The organism is Tessaracoccus caeni, assembly GCF_029211185.1.
In the GTDB taxonomy this organism is placed as follows: domain Bacteria; phylum Actinomycetota; class Actinomycetes; order Propionibacteriales; family Propionibacteriaceae; genus Arachnia; species Arachnia caeni.
Window position 1 is genome coordinate 47650 of sequence record NZ_JARGDO010000014.1, and the last position, 15221, is coordinate 62870.

Genomic DNA, 15221 nt, shown 5'->3' on the forward strand with positions numbered 1-15221 from the left:
GAGCCCCAAGCCGAAGCCTCGAAAAGAGCCCCCAGCAGCCGGACGGCATACCCGACCACACGTCCCTCATCGCCGTCGCACCTCGGAGAGCGTCAGCGTGGGCGATGCTGGAGCGACCAGTGGTACATCGCGATGGCGGCGGCAGCGCCTGCGTTCATGGATCGGGTGGAGCCGTGCTGGGTGATCGCGACGAGGCTTTCGCATCCCGCGACCACCTCGTCGGTCAAGCCCGGGCCCTCAGACCCGAACACCAGGCAGCACTTCTCCGGGAGCTGCGCCGTCTCAAGCGGCACGGACCCGGGAAGGTTGTCGACGCCGACGGGGGTCACGCCTTCACCGGCGAGGGCGCGGAACAGGTCGTCGGCGGTCTCGTGGTGCACGACGTGCAGGTAGCGGTCGGTGACCATCGCGCCGCGCCGGTTCCACCGTCGTCGTCCGACGATGTGCACGGCGGCGACGTTGAACGCATTGGCGGTGCGCACCATGGAGCCGATGTTGAAGTCGTGCTCCCAGTTCTGGATGGCGACGTGCAGCCCCGCCCGCGTCTTGTCCAGCTCGGCGACGATGGCCTTGAGCGTCCAGTAGCGGAAGCGATCGAGCACGTTGCGACGGTCGCCGTCGCGCAGCAACTCACGATCCCACCGCTCCCCCTCGGGCCAGGGCAGCGGATGCGGCCCCACGCCGACGGTGGGTGCGGTGGGATCGTACGGGTCAGAACTCACCCGGGGAGAATACGCCAGAGCGCCCATTCCACGCCCCCAAGCCTCGGAATAGGCGCCCACCCGAGCCCGACCCAATCCAGGAAAATCGGCCACTGGCCGGTTTTGCGGTGTCTGATGCCGAAAGTCGACCAGTGGCCGATTTTCCTGGGTTGAGCTTGGGTCAGGGTCAGGGTCGAGGACCAGGAGCGTCAGGCCTGCTGGATGGCCGAGATCTCGAACTCAAGGGTGACCTTGTCGGAGACCAGGAAGCCACCGGTCTCCAGGGCGGCGTTCCAGGTGAGCCCGAAGTCGGAGCGCTGTACCTGCACCGAGCCCTCGAGGCCGACGCGGGTGTTGCCGAAGGGATCCTTGGCGGTGCCGCCGAACTCGAACGGGATGGTGAGGCTGCGGGTGACGTCGCGGATCGTGAGGTCGCCGGTGATCTCCACCACGTCGCCCTTGATCTGGTAGCCGGTGCCGACGAAGGTCATGGTCGGGAAGGTGTCTGCGTCGAAGAAGTCGGCGGAGCGCAGGTGCGCGTCGCGATCGGCGTTACGGGTGTCGACGGAGGCCACGTCGATCTCGACGTTCAGCGCGAAGGCGGAGCGGTCGTCCTTGTCGACGGTGGCCTGGCCGCTGAACTGGGTGAAGGAGCCGCGCACCTTGGTGACCATCGCGTGGCGGGTGACGAAGGAGACGGTGCTGTGGGTGGGATCGACGACGAAGGTGCCGGACAGATCGCTCAAAGACATGGGGAGTTCCTTTCCGAAGAAGATAGTTTCACTTTAAACCACTTTGGTTCAAAGTTCAACTACCCATCTCCCCTCTCCACCAGCCCAGGTTCTGGCCGATTTCCCGGCGTCCCATGCCGAAAATCGACCAGTGGCCGATTTTCCTGGATAGACACCGGAAAATCGGCCACTGGGTGGGTCGGAGACGACGAGATCAGGAGTTGGCGGCGGCCTCCAGGGCCTCGCGCTGGGCGGAGACGCGGTCTTCCAGCTTGCTGAACAGCCACGACGCGACGACGCCGGCTACCAGCAGCGCGATGGCGAAGCCGATCGCAGCCCCAAGACCGAGCCCCATATCCGCCAGACCCGCAGGCGCGAAGGCGGGGAACACCACCGTCGGGAAGATGGCCAGCGACGAACCGATCACCATGCCGAGGATCAGGTGGTACATGCCGGCGTAGTAGTTGTCGAAGGCCCACGCGGCGGCGCGACCGAGCAGCAGCACGCACACCACCACGCCGAGGAAGAGCGGGATGGCCACCGTCATGTCGAAGTCCTTGATCCCCGCCGCCATCTTGTCGTAGAGGCCGAAGTAGATGAGGAAGTTCGACGGGCTGAGGCCGGGCACCACGACGCCAAGGCCGATCAGCGCACCAGACCCGAACCACACCGGAATACTCGGCGGCACCTGGAGCAGCGCGGAGCCGCCGGCCAGCATGATGACGAAGATCACGGCCGCACCGATGCCCATGATCGCCCAGTGGATCGGCGCACGCCCCTTCTTGCCGGCCTGGCGGAACAGCGACGGGAAGGTGCCGATCACGAAGCCGATGAACAGGCAGATGAACTGGGGGGCGAAGCGCCCGAAGGCCGCGTCGACCACCACCGAGAACAAGACGATTCCAGCCACGCCGCCGACGCCGATCGGCACGAAGTAGCGCACCTGAGCGCCGAAACGGTGCAACGGCTTGGAGAGGAAACGGATGATCGGGTCGTAGATCCGGAAGATCACGGCGAGCACGCCGCCCGACAGGCCCGGCAGGATGAAGCCGATGCCCACCATGATGCCCTTGAGCAGCCGGGTGAGCCACGCACCCGCGGACTCCGGTTCGTCGAGGTAGGCCATCGGGTTGTCGACGGCGTCGTGTTTGGGCTCACTCATCAATAAATCTCTCTCGGTGCTGTACGCGACGATCGGCCCCTCCGCGAGGTGTCGCGGAAGGGGCCGACGGTGGCTAAGGGGTTGCTAGGGGTTAAAACTGCTGGTCAGGACGCGTTTGCGGCTGAGCCTGCTGCTGCGGGTTCACCTGCGGCGCCTGGTAGGGCTGCGGGGCCTCGGCGGGCGGGAGCTGCGCGGGCTGACCGGGCTGCGCACCGGCGGGACGCTGGCTGATCTCACCGAAGTTCACCGTGGGAGCCTGGCGCATCTGCGCGTCGTTGACCTCGAAATAGGAGGCCTTCTCGAACTTGCCGAAGCCGGCGATGATGTTGCTCGGCACCGACTCGATGCGGGTGTTGTAGTCGCGCACATTGGCGTTGTAGAAGCGACGCCCGGCCGCGATCCGATCCTCGGTGTCGGTCAGCTCGCGCTGCAGTTCGAGGAAGTTCACGTTCGACTTGAGCTGCGGGTACGCCTCGACGGAGACCATCAGCGAGCGCACCGACTCCGACAGCTGGGCCTCGATCGCCGCGCGCTGATCCGACGGTTCGCCGTGCGCCTGGTTGGCCAAGGCCGCCGCCTGGTTGCGCAGCGCGGTGATCTGTTCCAGCGTGTTGCGCTCGTGCGCCGCGTACCCGCGGACGGTCTCGATCAGGTTGGGAATCAGGTCGTAGCGCCGGTTCAGCTCGACGTCGATCTGGCGCCAGGACTCCTGGATCACATTGCGACCACGGATGAACTTGTTGTACGCCGAAACCCCCCAGCCGCCGACGAGCAGCACGACGAGGATCAGTACGACGAAGATGACGAGGATGGCTTCCATCAGATCTCCTTGAACGGGAACGCCTCCCAGTATCCCAGGAAGGCAAGCTTACGGTCGTTGAGGTGCGACGAAGTCGCCTCGAAGCGACCCAGCCGGCAGCCGAGTGCCAGACTCAGCCAAGAGGTTGCGCCGGCTCTTTTCGAGGCTCCGCTGCGCTCCGCACCTCAAAGAGCGCCTATGGTGCTTCGCGCTGGTCTTGATTGTCGAGGCTCCGCTGCGCTCCGCACCTCAAAGAGCGTCAATGGCGCTGCGCGCTGGTCTTGATCGTCGAGGCTCCGCTGCGCTCCGCACCTCAAAGAGCGTGCGTCTGATTACAAGCCCAGGTCTTCGAGGCCGACGGCGTAGCGGTACTCGAGGCCGGCCTCGGCGACGCGCTCGGCGGCACCGGTGTTGCGGTCGACGATCACCGCCACTGCGACCACTTCGGCGCCGGCCTCGCGGACGGCGTCGACGGCGGTCAGCGCGGAACCGCCGGTGGTGGAGGTGTCCTCGACCACCAGCACCCGCCGGCCCTTCACCTCGGCGCCCTCGATCCGGCGCTGCAGCCCGTGCGACTTCGACTCCTTCCGCACCACGAAGACGTCGAGCCGACCGCCCGCGGCGGCGGTGGCGTGCAGCATGGCGGTGGCCACCGGGTCTGCCCCGAGGGTGAGTCCGCCCACGGCGTCGAAGTCGAGGTCGGCGACCAGCTCGTTCATCACCCGGCCGACGAGCGGCGAGGCGGCGCCGTCGAGGGTGACGCGGCGCATGTCGACGTAGTAGTCGGCCTCCTTGCCGGAAGCCAGCGTCACCTTGCCGTGCACGACGGCAAGGTTCTTGATGTGCTCGATGAGGTCGGCGCGGTCGGTGTTGGTCATTTCTTGAGCTCCGTATCGGTTAGGACGCCGAACCCCACTGAGCGGTCCGGCGAGCGGAAGAAGTCTTGGCAGGTGGTGAGCGTGATGACGGACTCGGACGGGACGACGCCCTCCTGGCCGGGCACCGGGAGCAGCACCCAGGACTCGGTGTCCTGCACCGTCAGCTCACGAGGAGCGGAGTTGATCTCGTAGGTGAAGATCGCCTCCGCGGTCTCGACGATCACCTCGTCGCCTACTTCAAGGTCGAGCAGGTGACGGAACGGTTCGCCGTTGGTGACGCGATGACCGGCCAGCGCGAAGTTGCCGATCTCGCCCGGCAGCGCGGAGGTCGGATACCAGCCGACGCCGCGCGTGAGATCGTCCGGCTCGACGCCGGCCACGATCGGCCACTCGTAGTCGTCGCCCAGGGCCGGAATGCGCAGCAGCCACTCGGCCTGCCCCGCGGTGGGCTCCTCCTGGACGGCTTCTGGTCGCTCCCATCGCGCTGCGAGCCCGGCGCGCTCCTCGTCGGCGGCGCGCTTCGAGATCCAGGTGGTGCCGTAGAACTCCCAGCCCACGTAGCCGAGGCAGCCGAGGCCCGCGACGAGCAGCACGACCCCGAGAACGGTCAACGGCGAGAGGCCCCTTTTCTGAGCCCTGCGCGGGCCCCGCCCCTCGTCGCCATCGGTCATGCGCCCCATTCTTGCCGACCGTCCCCCCGGAGACGAAACTCTCGCCTAGAGGTTCCGCAGGTAGGTGGTGCTGTGAGCTAAGAACCTCTTACATCACCAGATCCGCGTGGGACGCGGTGAGGGGCGGGCGTCGGCGTCGGTCCAGGGCTCGGCTCCCCCGATCCACCCCGTGAGTTCCCGCCCGTCCAGCCACCGATAGCCCGAGGGGAGCTTGGCCGACTCGCGACGCACACCCGCCAGGTCGACGGGGCCCACCGACGCCGCGAACACGAGGTTGCCGAAGCGGCGCCCCTTCAGCACCGACGGCTCAGCCCCGACGACGACGCGCGGCCGGCCCTCGACGAGTCCAGCGGCGACGCGCTTGGCCCAGTCGAACGGCGCGAGATCAGTGACGTTCGCGATGAGCAGGCAGTCCTCCCGTTGGATGCGCCGGACCTGCTCCAGGAACTCCCTGGTGACCAGTTCGGCGGGCACGTGGTCCTGGTCGAAGGCGTCGAGGATCACGACGTCGGCCCAGTCGTCGGGCATGGCCGCAACTCCTGTGCGCGCGTCCACGTCGCGCACCTTGATCCCGGAATGCCGGCCCAGCGGAACCTTTCGGCGCACCTCTGCCGTGAGTTCGACGTCGGGCTCGCAGACCACCTGCGCCGTCGCCGGCCGTCGCCAGGCCACCCAGCGGGGCAGGGTCAGTCCGCCGCCGCCCAGATGCACGACGCGTAGCCGTCGGTCGGTCGGGGCGCGCAGAGCGGAGTGGTCCAGCAGCATCGCGATGTGCTGCACGTATTCGAAGACGAGGTAGTCGGGACGCTCTGGATCAACCCAGGACTGCTGGGTCTGCCCGAACTCGACGATGAACGCACCCGGCACCACGCCGTCGGGATGCACACGATCGTTCACCTCGTAGAGCCTAGTAAGGTCGGGCGGGCTATGCACCTGACTCGTCGGATTCTCGCCCTCGCCATTCCCGCCTTCGCCGCGCTGATCGCCCAGCCGTTGATGCTGTTGGCGGACACCTGGGTGGCGGGCTACCTCGGGACGGACTCGCTGGCGGGCCTCGGCGTCGGCTCGGGTCTGCTGACGACGGTCACCGGTCTGATGATCTTCCTCGCCTACGGCTCGACCTCCGTCGTGTCGCGGCAGCTCGGCGCGGGCAACCGCACCCGCGGCCTGGAACTGGGCGTGCAGGCGATGTGGCTGGCGCTGGTGCTGGGCTCGGCCCTTGCCATCGTGGCGTGGATCGCGGCACCGTGGCTGGCCGCCGGCCTGGGCGCGACTGACGCAGTGCTCGCCGAGGCCACCTCCTACCTCCGCTGGTCGCTGCCGGGACTGCCAGGGATGCTGGTCATGCTGGCCGCCACCGGCACCTTCAGAGGACTCTCCGACGCCCGCACTCCCCTGGTGCTGCTGATCTGCAGCGCCGCGCTCAACCTGGTGCTGAACATCCTCTTCGTGTTCGGCCTTGGCGCAGGGTTGGGCGGCGTCGGGCTCGCTTTAGCTCTGGCGGAACTCGCGCTGGGCGGTGTCGCCTGGTGGCTCGTGACCCGACGCTGCCTCGCCGCCGGGGCACACCTGCGCCCCTCGCTCACGGAGATGCGGCACAGCCTGGCCGTGGGAACGCCGCTGCTGCTGCGCACGGTGACGCTACGCGTCGCGCTGCTGATCACCACCTACGTCGCGACGGCGCAGGGTGCGGTGGCGCTGGCCTCCCACCACATCGTGATGCAGGTGTGGGGGCTGCTGGCCTACGCGCTGGATGCGCTGGCGATCGCCGGTCAGACCATCATCGGCCTGGCCCTCGGCGCCGGCGACAAGGCCGAGGCCAGGGCGTCGACCCGGCTGATGACGATCTGGGCCGTCGGCGGCGGTGCACTGCTCGGGGTGGCCGCCATCCTTGCCCGCGGCCCCATCGCAAACTTCTTCGCCCCGGAGGACGCCGTCGCAACTCTCGCAGCCCGGCTGCTGATCATCGTCGGCCTCACCCTGCCGCTGGCCGGCTACGTCTATCTCCTCGACGGCGTCCTGATCGGCGCCGGCGACGGGCCGTACCTGGCCAAGGCCGGCATGATCACGCTCGCGGTCTACGCGCCGGCGGCCTTCGCCGCCCTGCTCGCCGAACCCGGCGTCGAGGGTTTGACCTGGCTGTGGATCGGATTCACCGTCGGCTTCATGGGCGCCCGCGCGGCCACTCTCGGCCTCCGCGCCCGCGGCGACGGCTGGATGAAACTGGGTGCGGCCTAGCGAAGCACTGACAGTTCCGCAGGTAAGCGGCGCCTCCCTGCGGAACCTCTTAGACCTCTTAACCTGGACCCCCTGTCAGATGGATTACCTCAGGTGGTTTGATGGTGCCCATGAGCAACCTGTATGAAGTTCGGTCTGACTACCACGGCGATCCGCTGCCCGAGGATCTCACCGGCATCGACCCCTGGGCGCTGTTCGACTCCTGGGTTCAGGAGGCGCTCACTCACGCCCCCGAGCCCACCGCAATGGTGCTGAACACCGTCGACGCCGACGGCCGTCCGCAGTCCCGCGTGGTGCTCCTGAAGGAGTACTCCCCCGAGGGCCTCACCTTCTTCACCAACTACGACTCCGCCAAGGGCCAGGAGATCGCGAACAACCCGACGGTCGGCGCCCTGCTGTGGTGGCCGTCGACGATGCGCCAGATCCGCGCCATCGGCACCGCCGAGAAGGTCTCGCGTGAGGAGTCGGAGGCGTACTTCGCGGAGCGTCCGCGCGCCAGCCAGATCGGCACCTGGGCGTCCAGCCAGTCGAACGAGATCCAGTCGCGCGACGATCTGGCGTGGGCCGCCGGCGAGGCACAGCAGCGCTTCGCGGGCCGCAACGTCGAGTGCCCGCCCAACTGGGGTGGCTACCGGATCAAGGTCAGCCAGCTCGAGTTCTGGCAGGGCCTCCCCAACCGGATGCATGACCGGGCCACCTTCGTCCTCACCGACACCGGCTGGGAACCCCGCCGCTTGGCCCCGTAAAGCCCACCCCCACGCCGCGCCACTGACGCTCTTTGAGGTGCGAGGCCGCCCGCGGCCGAGCCTCGAAAAGAGCCAGCGCAAGCCGGGGCAGAGACTGCTCTTCGGCTGGCGGTGGCTCTTTTCGAGGCTCCGCTGCGCTCCGCACCTCAAAGAGCGTGAAACAGCACCTCGAAGAGCGTGGGTGAGCGTGGTGTCAGGAACCGAGTTGGCGTTCCCAGAGTTCGACGGACTGCTTCGCCGTGCGTAGATCGGTGCCGGTGAACTCGCGGTAGCGCTTGATCGCCTCGATCTTCCTGCCCGCTCGGATCAGAGCGGTGATCTCTTCCTGTTCCCCGTAACCCAGGTACTTCACGGGAGCGTTGGGATCCGGTTTCGCGTCCATCCTCGGCCTCAGCAAGGTGTAACCGAGGGCGATGACGATCATGACCGGGATGATGTTTCCTCGCATCACGCCGAAGGCGACCACCGCGATGACGATCATCCACCACCACTGCTGCCAGAACGTCTTCTGGGGCACGACCGAGTACGCCAGGTAGTCCGGCACCGCCGCCGGGTGAGGCGGCCGTGCTTCGACGGGTACCGGATAGGCCGGCCCCTCCAGCGCGGGAAGGTCGAAGAAGAGTTCGTTCAGCTCGGCTCGGGTGCGCGCCTCGAGCGCCTTGCCCATCCGGTCGGAGAACTCCTCGCTACTGAGCCTGCCCGCGGCCGCGTGCTCGCGCAGTTTGTCCACCGCGTCGTCTCGCTCGCCGTCGCTGACGCGAATACTGCCCGGGTCGTTCATGGGCTCAAGTGTAGGACGGGCGCGACGATGACCAACACGGAACCTCCTAGACTGATCACCGACCAGGCGAGCCGACCCAGACGGGAACACGAAATGGTTTCGACCGGCCCTTCGCCACGCGCGTGGTTGATGTGGGCACTCTGCGTCCTCGCGTATGCGGCGGCGGTGTTTCAGCGCACCAGTTTCGGCGTCGCCAGCGGACTCGCCACGGAGCGCTTCGCCGCGGGAGCGTCGGTCACCAGCCTTTTCGTCGTGGTCCAGCTGATCACCTACGCCGCGATGCAGGTGCCCGTCGGGCTCATGACCGACCGTTGGGGAACCCGCGCGATGGTGAGCACGGGCGCGCTGCTGATGTGCGCGGGACAGTTGGCGCTCGCCGTCAGCCCCGATCTGACCTCGGCGATCCTGGCGCGCGTGCTCGTCGGCGCCGGCGACGCGATGACCTTCACCGCCGTGCTGCGTCTGCTCCCGTTCTGGTTTCCTCCGGGTCGCATTCCGCTGCTGAACCAGATCACCTCGATGCTCGGCCAGTTCGGGCAGCTCGGCAGCTCTCTCCCACTCGCGGCGCTGCTGGCGACGGCCGGCTGGACCCGATCCTTCCTCGCCGCTGCGACGGTGTCCGCGGTCGTCGGCGCGCTGCTGCTGATCGTGCTGCGCAACTATCCCGACGCGTCGTCGGCTCGCCGAAGCCGCGCGGGCGATGCCAAGCGGAGCGTGCGCGCCCAGATCGTGGATGTGTTCTCACATCCTGCGTCGCGGGTGGCCTTCTGGATCCACTGGATGTGCGGCTTCTGGCCCATGGTCTTCGCGCTCATGTGGGGCTATCCGTTCCTGCTCGATGGGCAGGGCTACTCCTCTCAGGTGACCGCCGGCCTGTTCACGCTCTATGTCTTCGCCGGTGTTCCGGCCGCGATCGTCGTGGGCATCGTCAGCCGACGCGCCCCGCTCCAGCGGGTGAACCTGGCGTTGATGTTCTCGCTCCTCGCGGTGCTGCCCTGGCTGGTGGTGCTCCTTCTTCCTGGCCCGGCTCCGGTGTGGCTGATGGCCGTCCTGATGATCGGCATCTCTGCGGCCGGCCCCGGCTCTGGCATCGGGTTCGACGTCGCCCGAGCGAGCAACCCCCTGCGCTCCATGGGCACCGCCACCGGCATCGTGATCGTCGGCGGATTCACGGCCGGAGTGCTGGGGATCTTCGTGATCGGATTGGTACTGGACGCCTTCGGAAGCTACTCCCTGACCGCCTTCCGCTGGGCGATGGCCGCCCAGTTCGCGGTGTGGGGCGTCGGGGTCGTCGGTGTCTACGTCGAGCGACGACGGGCACGCCGACAGGACGCTCGCCGCGGGGTCCGGTATCCGTCGCTGCGCACGGTGCTGGTGCGCGAGCTGTCCGCGCTCGGAGATGTGAGGTTGCGACGCAACCTGCCGACCGACCACACCCCGATGCCGCACCTGACGCTCCAGGTCCGCGACGGCCGCGAGGTGGCCGTCGCGGCCGTCCTGCCGGGAACGGGACGACGACTGGTCGCGATCGACCTGCCGCCTGCCGACGCGGACGCGACGTGGTGGCGGCAGCGGGTGCGCGACTATCTCGATCTCGTGGCGACGCCTCGCCTGGAGATCGGCGGCATCGAGGTGCGCTGCCCCACCCGAGCGGCCCGCCGCCAGGCGCAGGAACTCATCGCCGACGCGCTCAGCGGCGAGACGGAACCACTCACCTACGAGGTGGTCGTGGTTCCGTATCACCCCACATAGTCAGACCTGGGTAGTCAGACGAGCGCGATGCCGTCGCCGTCGCGATCGACCCGGACGGTCTGGCCGTCGTGGATCTCGCCGGCCAGCAGCCCACGGGCCAGGGCGTCCTCGACGGTCGACTGCACCAGGCGGCGCAGCGGCCGAGCGCCGTAGACCGGATCGAAGCCCACATCGGCCAGCCAGGCCTTGGCGTCGTCGCTCACCTCGACGGTTATCCGGCGGCTTGCCAGGCGCTTGTTGAGGCGCGCGAGCTGGATGTCGACGATCTGGCCCAGCTCCGCCTCGGTCAGGGCGTCGAACAGCACCACGTCGTCGAGCCGGTTCAGGAACTCGGGACGGAAGTTCTGCCGCACCACCGCCATCACCTGGTTGCGCTTCTCCTCGGCCCCCAGCAGGGGGTCGGCCATGAACTGGCTGCCAAGGTTGGAGGTCATGATCAGCAGCGTGTTGCGGAAGTCGACGGTGCGGCCCTGGCCGTCGGTCAGGCGGCCGTCGTCGAGCACCTGCAGCAGGATGTTGAACAGGTCGGGGTGGGCCTTTTCCACCTCGTCGAGCAGGATCACGGAGTAGGGGCGACGACGCACCGCCTCGGTCAGCTGACCGCCCTCTTCGTACCCGACGTAGCCGGGAGGGGCGCCGACGAGCCGGGCGACGGAGTGCTTCTCCGAGTACTCGCTCATGTCGATGCGCACCATGGCCGACTCGTCGTCGAACAGGAAGTCGGCCAGCGCCTTGGCCAGCTCGGTCTTGCCGACGCCGGTGGGTCCGAGGAACAGGAACGATCCGATCGGCCGGTTGGGGTCTGAGATGCCTGCGCGCGAGCGGCGCACCGCGTCGGAGACGGCCTTGACGGCGGCGTGCTGCCCGATCAGCCGGGAACCGATGCGCTGCTCCATCTCGAGCAGTTTCTCCGACTCACCCTGCAGCATCCGGCCCACCGGAATGCCCGTCCAGGCCGAGACCACCTCGGCGATGTCGGTCTCGCTGACCTCCTCGGAGACCATCGACGGCGTGGCGTCGGAGGCCTCGGCCTCGGCCAGCTCTTTCTCTGCGGCGGGGATCTCGCCGTAGAGGATGGCGGAGGCGCGGGTCAGGTCGCCCTCGCGCTGGGCCTTCTCGGCCTCGGAGCGCAGGTGGTCGATCTTCTCCTTCAGGTCACCTACCTGGTTCAGGCCCGACTTCTCCTGCTCCCAGCGCGTCTCCAGGCCGCGCAGCTTCTCTTGGCTGTCGGCCAGCTCCTTGCGCAGGGCGGCCAGGCGCTCCTTGGACGCGTCATCGGCCTCCTTGGCCAGGTGGAACTCCTCCATCGTCATCCGGTCCACCTCGCGGCGCAGCATGTCGATCTCCTCCGGCGAGGAGTCGATCTCCATCCGCAGCCGCGACGCAGCCTCGTCGACCAGGTCGATGGCCTTGTCAGGCAGCTGGCGCGACGTGATGTACCGGTTGGACAGCTCGGCGGCCGCCACCAGCGCGGAGTCGGTGATGCGCACCTTGTGGTGGGCCTCGTAGCGCTCGCGCAGACCACGCAGGATGGCGACGGTGTCGTCCACCGACGGCTCGCCGACGAAGACCTGCTGGAAGCGTCGCTCCAGAGCCGGATCCTTCTCGATCCGCTCGCGGTACTCATCCAGCGTGGTGGCGCCGATCATCCGCAGCTCGCCACGAGCCAGCATGGGCTTGAGCATGTTGCCCGCGTCCATCGCACCCTCACCCGAGGCGCCCGCGCCGACGACCGTGTGCAGCTCGTCGATGAAGGTGATGACCTGGCCCTCGGCCTCCTTGATCTCGTTCAGGACGGCCTTCAGGCGCTCCTCGAACTCGCCGCGATACTTCGCTCCCGCCACCATCGACGCCAGGTCCAGCGAGACCAGACGTCGGTTCTTCAGCGAGTCGGGCACGTCGCCGGCCACCAGGCGCTGCGCGAGGCCCTCGACGACGGCAGTCTTGCCGACGCCGGGCTCGCCGATCAGCACGGGGTTGTTCTTGGTGCGCCGGGCCAGCACCTGGACGACGCGCCGGATCTCGGCGTCGCGGCCGATGACGGGATCGAGCTTGCCGGACCGGGCGCGCTCGGTGAGGTCGATCGAGTACTTGTCGAGCACCGACTCGCCGCCCTCGCTCTCGGCGGAGGTGACCCGCTTGCCGCCGCGCGACGCCTCGAACTGGCCAGCCAGGGTGTCGGCCGTCACACCCGCGCGCTCGAGGATCTTCTTGGCCTCGGAATCGACGGTGGCCAGCGAGATCAGCAGGTGCTCCGTCGCGACGAACTGGTCGCCCAGCTTCTCCGCGAGCGTCTCGGCGGAAGCGAGCACGCGCGCGAACGGGCCCGACAGCGCGGGCTGGGTGACCGACGATCCGCTCGTCGACGGCAGCTTGGCGATGGCTGCGGTGGCGGCCTGGTCCACGGTGGTGGCGCTCGCCCCGAGCGCTTCGAGCAGCGGTCCGACGGTGTTGTCGGGAGTCAGCAGCAGGCCGTGCAGGAGGTGCACCGGCTCGGCATTGGGGTTTCCGTTGGTCAGAGCCTGACGCACCGCCGCGGTCACGGCGTCGCGAGACTTCGTGGTGAGCTTCTCAGTGTTCATGCAGTCCCCTTCAAAGGCCTTGTTCAGAGTTGAGTCTACCTCGCTCAACGTCGAGAACAACCCAGAAATTCCACCGTTGCTCAAAGTTGAGCCAGACACACTCAATCGGGAATCCCACGGAACCGGCACATCGTCGAGCGATTGGCAATAGCATCGGACGAGAGAGGGCTTATCGACGCACCGCCGCGGTCGGAGTCTCGTGGCGGTCATCGGGAAGACCGCGGGATTCTTCGGGTCCGTCCTCTCGTGTCGTTCAGCGTCGACGAGGAGAATAATGTCCATCCAACATCCCCAGGCAGCCAGCCAAGTCCCCGGCCTGATCGAGTGGGTCGAGGAGGTCGTGAGCCTGACGAAGCCCGACGAGGTCGTCTACTGCGACGGGTCCGAGGAGGAACGCTCAGAACTCACCCAGCTCCTCGTCGATAAGGGCACCGTCGTGCGCCTCAACGAGGATCTGATGCCCAACTCCCTCTACGCCCGCACCGACCCTGAGGACGTCGCGCGCGTCGAGGACCAGACCTTCATCTGCTCCGTCGACGAGGCCGACGCGGGCCCCACCAACAACTGGATGAACCCCGACCAGATGAAGGGCATCCTGACCAAGCTCTACGACGGCTGCATGAAGGGCCGCACGCTGTACGTAATCCCGTTCTGCATGGGACACCTCGACGCCGAGGATCCCAAGTTCGGCATCGAGATCACGGACTCCGCCTATGTGGTGCTGTCGATGCGCATCATGACCCGGATGGGCCAGGCCGTGCTCGAGCGGATGGCCGAGCTCAAGGCCTCCTTCGTGCCGGCTCTGCACTCCGTCGGCATGCCCCTGGACGAGGGCGTCGACGACGTGCCCTGGCCGTGCAACGACATCAAGTACATCGTGCACTTCCCCGAGGAGCGGATGGTCTGGAGCTACGGCTCCGGCTACGGCGGCAACTCGCTGCTGGGCAAGAAGTGCTACGCGCTGCGCATCGCCTCGGTGATGGGCCGCGACGAGGGCTGGATGGCCGAGCACATGCTGATCCTGCGGATCATCTCCCCCGAGGGCAAGGCGTATCACGTGTGTGCCGCATTCCCGTCGGCCTGCGGCAAGACCAACCTCGCCATGCTGCAGCCCACCATCCCAGGCTGGACGGTCGAGACCCTCGGCGACGACATCGCCTGGCTGCGCCCGGGATCCGACGGGCGGCTGTGGGCCGTGAACCCCGAGACGGGCCTGTTCGGCGTCGCCCCCGGCACCGGAGCCAAGACCAATCCGCATGCCATGACGGCCATCGAGAAGGGCAACTCGATCTTCACCAACGTCGGCCTCACCGCCGACGGCGACGTGTGGTGGGAGGGCCGCACCAAGGAGCGTCCGGCCGACCTCGCCGACTGGCATGGCCGGCAGTACGGTCCCACCGAGGAGCGCCAGGGCCGCACCGTCGCCCATCCCAACAGCCGCTTCTGCACCCCGATCGAGCAGGTCTCGATCCTCTCCGATGCCTACGACGATCCCCGTGGCGTCCCCGTCGACGCGATCATCTTCGGCGGCCGGCGCGAGAACACCATCCCGCTGGTGTCGCAGTCGCGGAGCTGGGCGCACGGCGTCTTCATGGGAGCCACCTGCTCGTCGGAGACGACGGCCGCAGCCAAGGGAGCCGTGGGCGTGCTGCGCCGCGATCCCATGGCCATGCTGCCCTTCATCGGCTACCACGTCGGCGACTACCTGCAGCACTGGATCGACATGGGCAACGGCACCGAGGCCGACAAACTGCCCAAGATCTTCTACGTCAACTGGTTCCGCCGCGACGCCGACGGCCGCTTCATGTGGCCGGGCTTCGGCGAGAACTCGCGCGTGCTCAAGTGGATCGTGGAGCGCTTGGAGGGCAAGGTCGACGCGGTCACCACGCCCGCGGGTCTGCTGCCGAAGCCGGATGATCTCGACGTCGATGGCCTCGACATCCCAGAGAACGACCTGAAGGCAGTCATCTCCTACAGCCCCCGAGAATGGGCCGACGAGCTCCCGCGGATCCGCCAGTGGCTCCAGTCGCTGGGAGACAAGACCCCCGCCGAGATGAACGACGAGCTCTGGCTGATCGCCGAGGCCATGGCCCGCCACGGCCTGTGACCCCACCCACGCTCTTCGAGGTGCGAGGCCGTCCGCGGCCGAGCCTCGAGGAGAGCGTGACGGTGCCTGGGGG

General features: G+C 67.8%; 13 protein-coding genes. 4 read left to right on the forward strand and 9 right to left on the reverse strand.

Translation table 11 applies throughout. The features are described 5' to 3' along the window. Positions 1-92 precede the first annotated feature (92 nt). The 7 genes from P0D62_RS12885 to P0D62_RS12915 all read right to left on the reverse strand — a co-directional run bounded on the left by P0D62_RS12885 (position 93) and on the right by P0D62_RS12915 (position 5839). Positions 93-749, reverse strand: coding sequence for a TrmH family RNA methyltransferase (locus P0D62_RS12885; protein WP_406708252.1), 657 nt, complete (start codon positions 747-749; stop codon positions 93-95). A 161-nt stretch (positions 750-910) separates the two neighbouring features. Continuing rightward, on the reverse strand, positions 911-1453 hold the full coding sequence (locus P0D62_RS12890) for a YceI family protein (protein WP_275702953.1): 543 nt from the start codon (positions 1451-1453) through the stop codon (positions 911-913). A 193-nt stretch (positions 1454-1646) separates the two neighbouring features. Then, positions 1647-2594, reverse strand: coding sequence for a DUF368 domain-containing protein (locus tag P0D62_RS12895; protein ID WP_275702954.1), 948 nt, complete (start codon positions 2592-2594; stop codon positions 1647-1649). Between the two features lie 91 nt (positions 2595-2685). Further along, on the reverse strand, positions 2686-3414 hold the full coding sequence (locus P0D62_RS12900; RefSeq protein ID WP_275702955.1) for a LemA family protein: 729 nt from the start codon (positions 3412-3414) through the stop codon (positions 2686-2688). Between the two features lie 311 nt (positions 3415-3725). Continuing rightward, on the reverse strand, positions 3726-4271 hold the full coding sequence (gene pyrE / locus P0D62_RS12905) for an orotate phosphoribosyltransferase (RefSeq protein WP_275702956.1): 546 nt from the start codon (positions 4269-4271) through the stop codon (positions 3726-3728). Beyond that, positions 4268-4942: a class E sortase gene (locus P0D62_RS12910; RefSeq protein WP_275702957.1), complete on the reverse strand. Its 675-nt coding sequence runs from the start codon at positions 4940-4942 to the stop codon at positions 4268-4270. The genes pyrE and P0D62_RS12910 overlap by 4 nt, the downstream gene beginning before the upstream one ends. A gap of 93 nt (positions 4943-5035) precedes the next feature. Next, on the reverse strand, positions 5036-5839 hold the full coding sequence (locus P0D62_RS12915) for a spermidine synthase (protein WP_275702958.1): 804 nt from the start codon (positions 5837-5839) through the stop codon (positions 5036-5038). Positions 5840-5869: 30 nt separating this feature from the next. Between P0D62_RS12915 and P0D62_RS12920 the strand changes: the two genes are divergently transcribed. Both P0D62_RS12920 and pdxH read left to right on the forward strand, forming a co-directional pair. Next, the gene (locus P0D62_RS12920; protein ID WP_275702959.1) at positions 5870-7180 is read left to right on the forward strand and encodes an MATE family efflux transporter; all 1311 of its coding nucleotides are present in this window, start codon (positions 5870-5872) and stop codon (positions 7178-7180) included. A 110-nt stretch (positions 7181-7290) separates the two neighbouring features. Further along, a complete protein-coding gene (gene pdxH / locus P0D62_RS12925; protein ID WP_275702960.1) occupies positions 7291-7926 on the forward strand; it encodes a pyridoxamine 5'-phosphate oxidase in 636 nt (211 codons plus the stop codon). 193 nt (positions 7927-8119) lie between these two features. On the opposite strand, the gene P0D62_RS12930 is transcribed toward pdxH, so the two are convergent. Continuing rightward, the gene (locus P0D62_RS12930) at positions 8120-8707 is read right to left on the reverse strand and encodes a DUF1707 SHOCT-like domain-containing protein (RefSeq protein ID WP_275702961.1); all 588 of its coding nucleotides are present in this window, start codon (positions 8705-8707) and stop codon (positions 8120-8122) included. A gap of 129 nt (positions 8708-8836) precedes the next feature. Between P0D62_RS12930 and P0D62_RS12935 the strand changes: the two genes are divergently transcribed. Beyond that, the gene (locus P0D62_RS12935; protein ID WP_275703008.1) at positions 8837-10459 is read left to right on the forward strand and encodes an MFS transporter; all 1623 of its coding nucleotides are present in this window, start codon (positions 8837-8839) and stop codon (positions 10457-10459) included. 14 nt (positions 10460-10473) lie between these two features. Here P0D62_RS12935 and clpB read toward each other — a convergent pair whose 3' ends face one another. Beyond that, a complete protein-coding gene (clpB, locus tag P0D62_RS12940; RefSeq protein WP_275702962.1) occupies positions 10474-13041 on the reverse strand; it encodes an ATP-dependent chaperone ClpB in 2568 nt (855 codons plus the stop codon). Positions 13042-13315: 274 nt separating this feature from the next. Here clpB and P0D62_RS12945 point away from each other — a divergent pair, with 274 nt between their 5' ends. Further along, positions 13316-15148, forward strand: coding sequence for a phosphoenolpyruvate carboxykinase (GTP) (locus tag P0D62_RS12945; RefSeq protein WP_275702963.1), 1833 nt, complete (start codon positions 13316-13318; stop codon positions 15146-15148). The last annotated feature ends 73 nt before the right edge of the window (positions 15149-15221 follow it).

Excerpts from the sequence above, each read along its gene's own strand:
- P0D62_RS12885 (WP_406708252.1), bottom strand. The coding sequence starts at position 749 with ATGGGCGCTCTGGCGTATTCTCCCCGGGTGAGTTCTGACCCGTACGAT.
- P0D62_RS12935 (WP_275703008.1), top strand. The coding sequence starts at position 8,837 with ATGTGGGCACTCTGCGTCCTCGCGTATGCGGCGGCGGTGTTTCAGCGC.
- P0D62_RS12910 (WP_275702957.1), bottom strand. The coding sequence starts at position 4,942 with ATGACCGATGGCGACGAGGGGCGGGGCCCGCGCAGGGCTCAGAAAAGG.
- clpB (WP_275702962.1), bottom strand. The coding sequence starts at position 13,041 with ATGAACACTGAGAAGCTCACCACGAAGTCTCGCGACGCCGTGACCGCG.
- P0D62_RS12895 (WP_275702954.1), bottom strand. The coding sequence starts at position 2,594 with ATGAGTGAGCCCAAACACGACGCCGTCGACAACCCGATGGCCTACCTC.
- P0D62_RS12930 (WP_275702961.1), bottom strand. The coding sequence starts at position 8,707 with ATGAACGACCCGGGCAGTATTCGCGTCAGCGACGGCGAGCGAGACGAC.
- P0D62_RS12945 (WP_275702963.1), top strand. The coding sequence starts at position 13,316 with ATGTCCATCCAACATCCCCAGGCAGCCAGCCAAGTCCCCGGCCTGATC.
- pdxH (WP_275702960.1), top strand. The coding sequence starts at position 7,291 with ATGAGCAACCTGTATGAAGTTCGGTCTGACTACCACGGCGATCCGCTG.
- P0D62_RS12890 (WP_275702953.1), bottom strand. The coding sequence starts at position 1,453 with ATGTCTTTGAGCGATCTGTCCGGCACCTTCGTCGTCGATCCCACCCAC.
- P0D62_RS12900 (WP_275702955.1), bottom strand. The coding sequence starts at position 3,414 with ATGGAAGCCATCCTCGTCATCTTCGTCGTACTGATCCTCGTCGTGCTG.
- P0D62_RS12920 (WP_275702959.1), top strand. The coding sequence starts at position 5,870 with ATGCACCTGACTCGTCGGATTCTCGCCCTCGCCATTCCCGCCTTCGCC.
- pyrE (WP_275702956.1), bottom strand. The coding sequence starts at position 4,271 with ATGACCAACACCGACCGCGCCGACCTCATCGAGCACATCAAGAACCTT.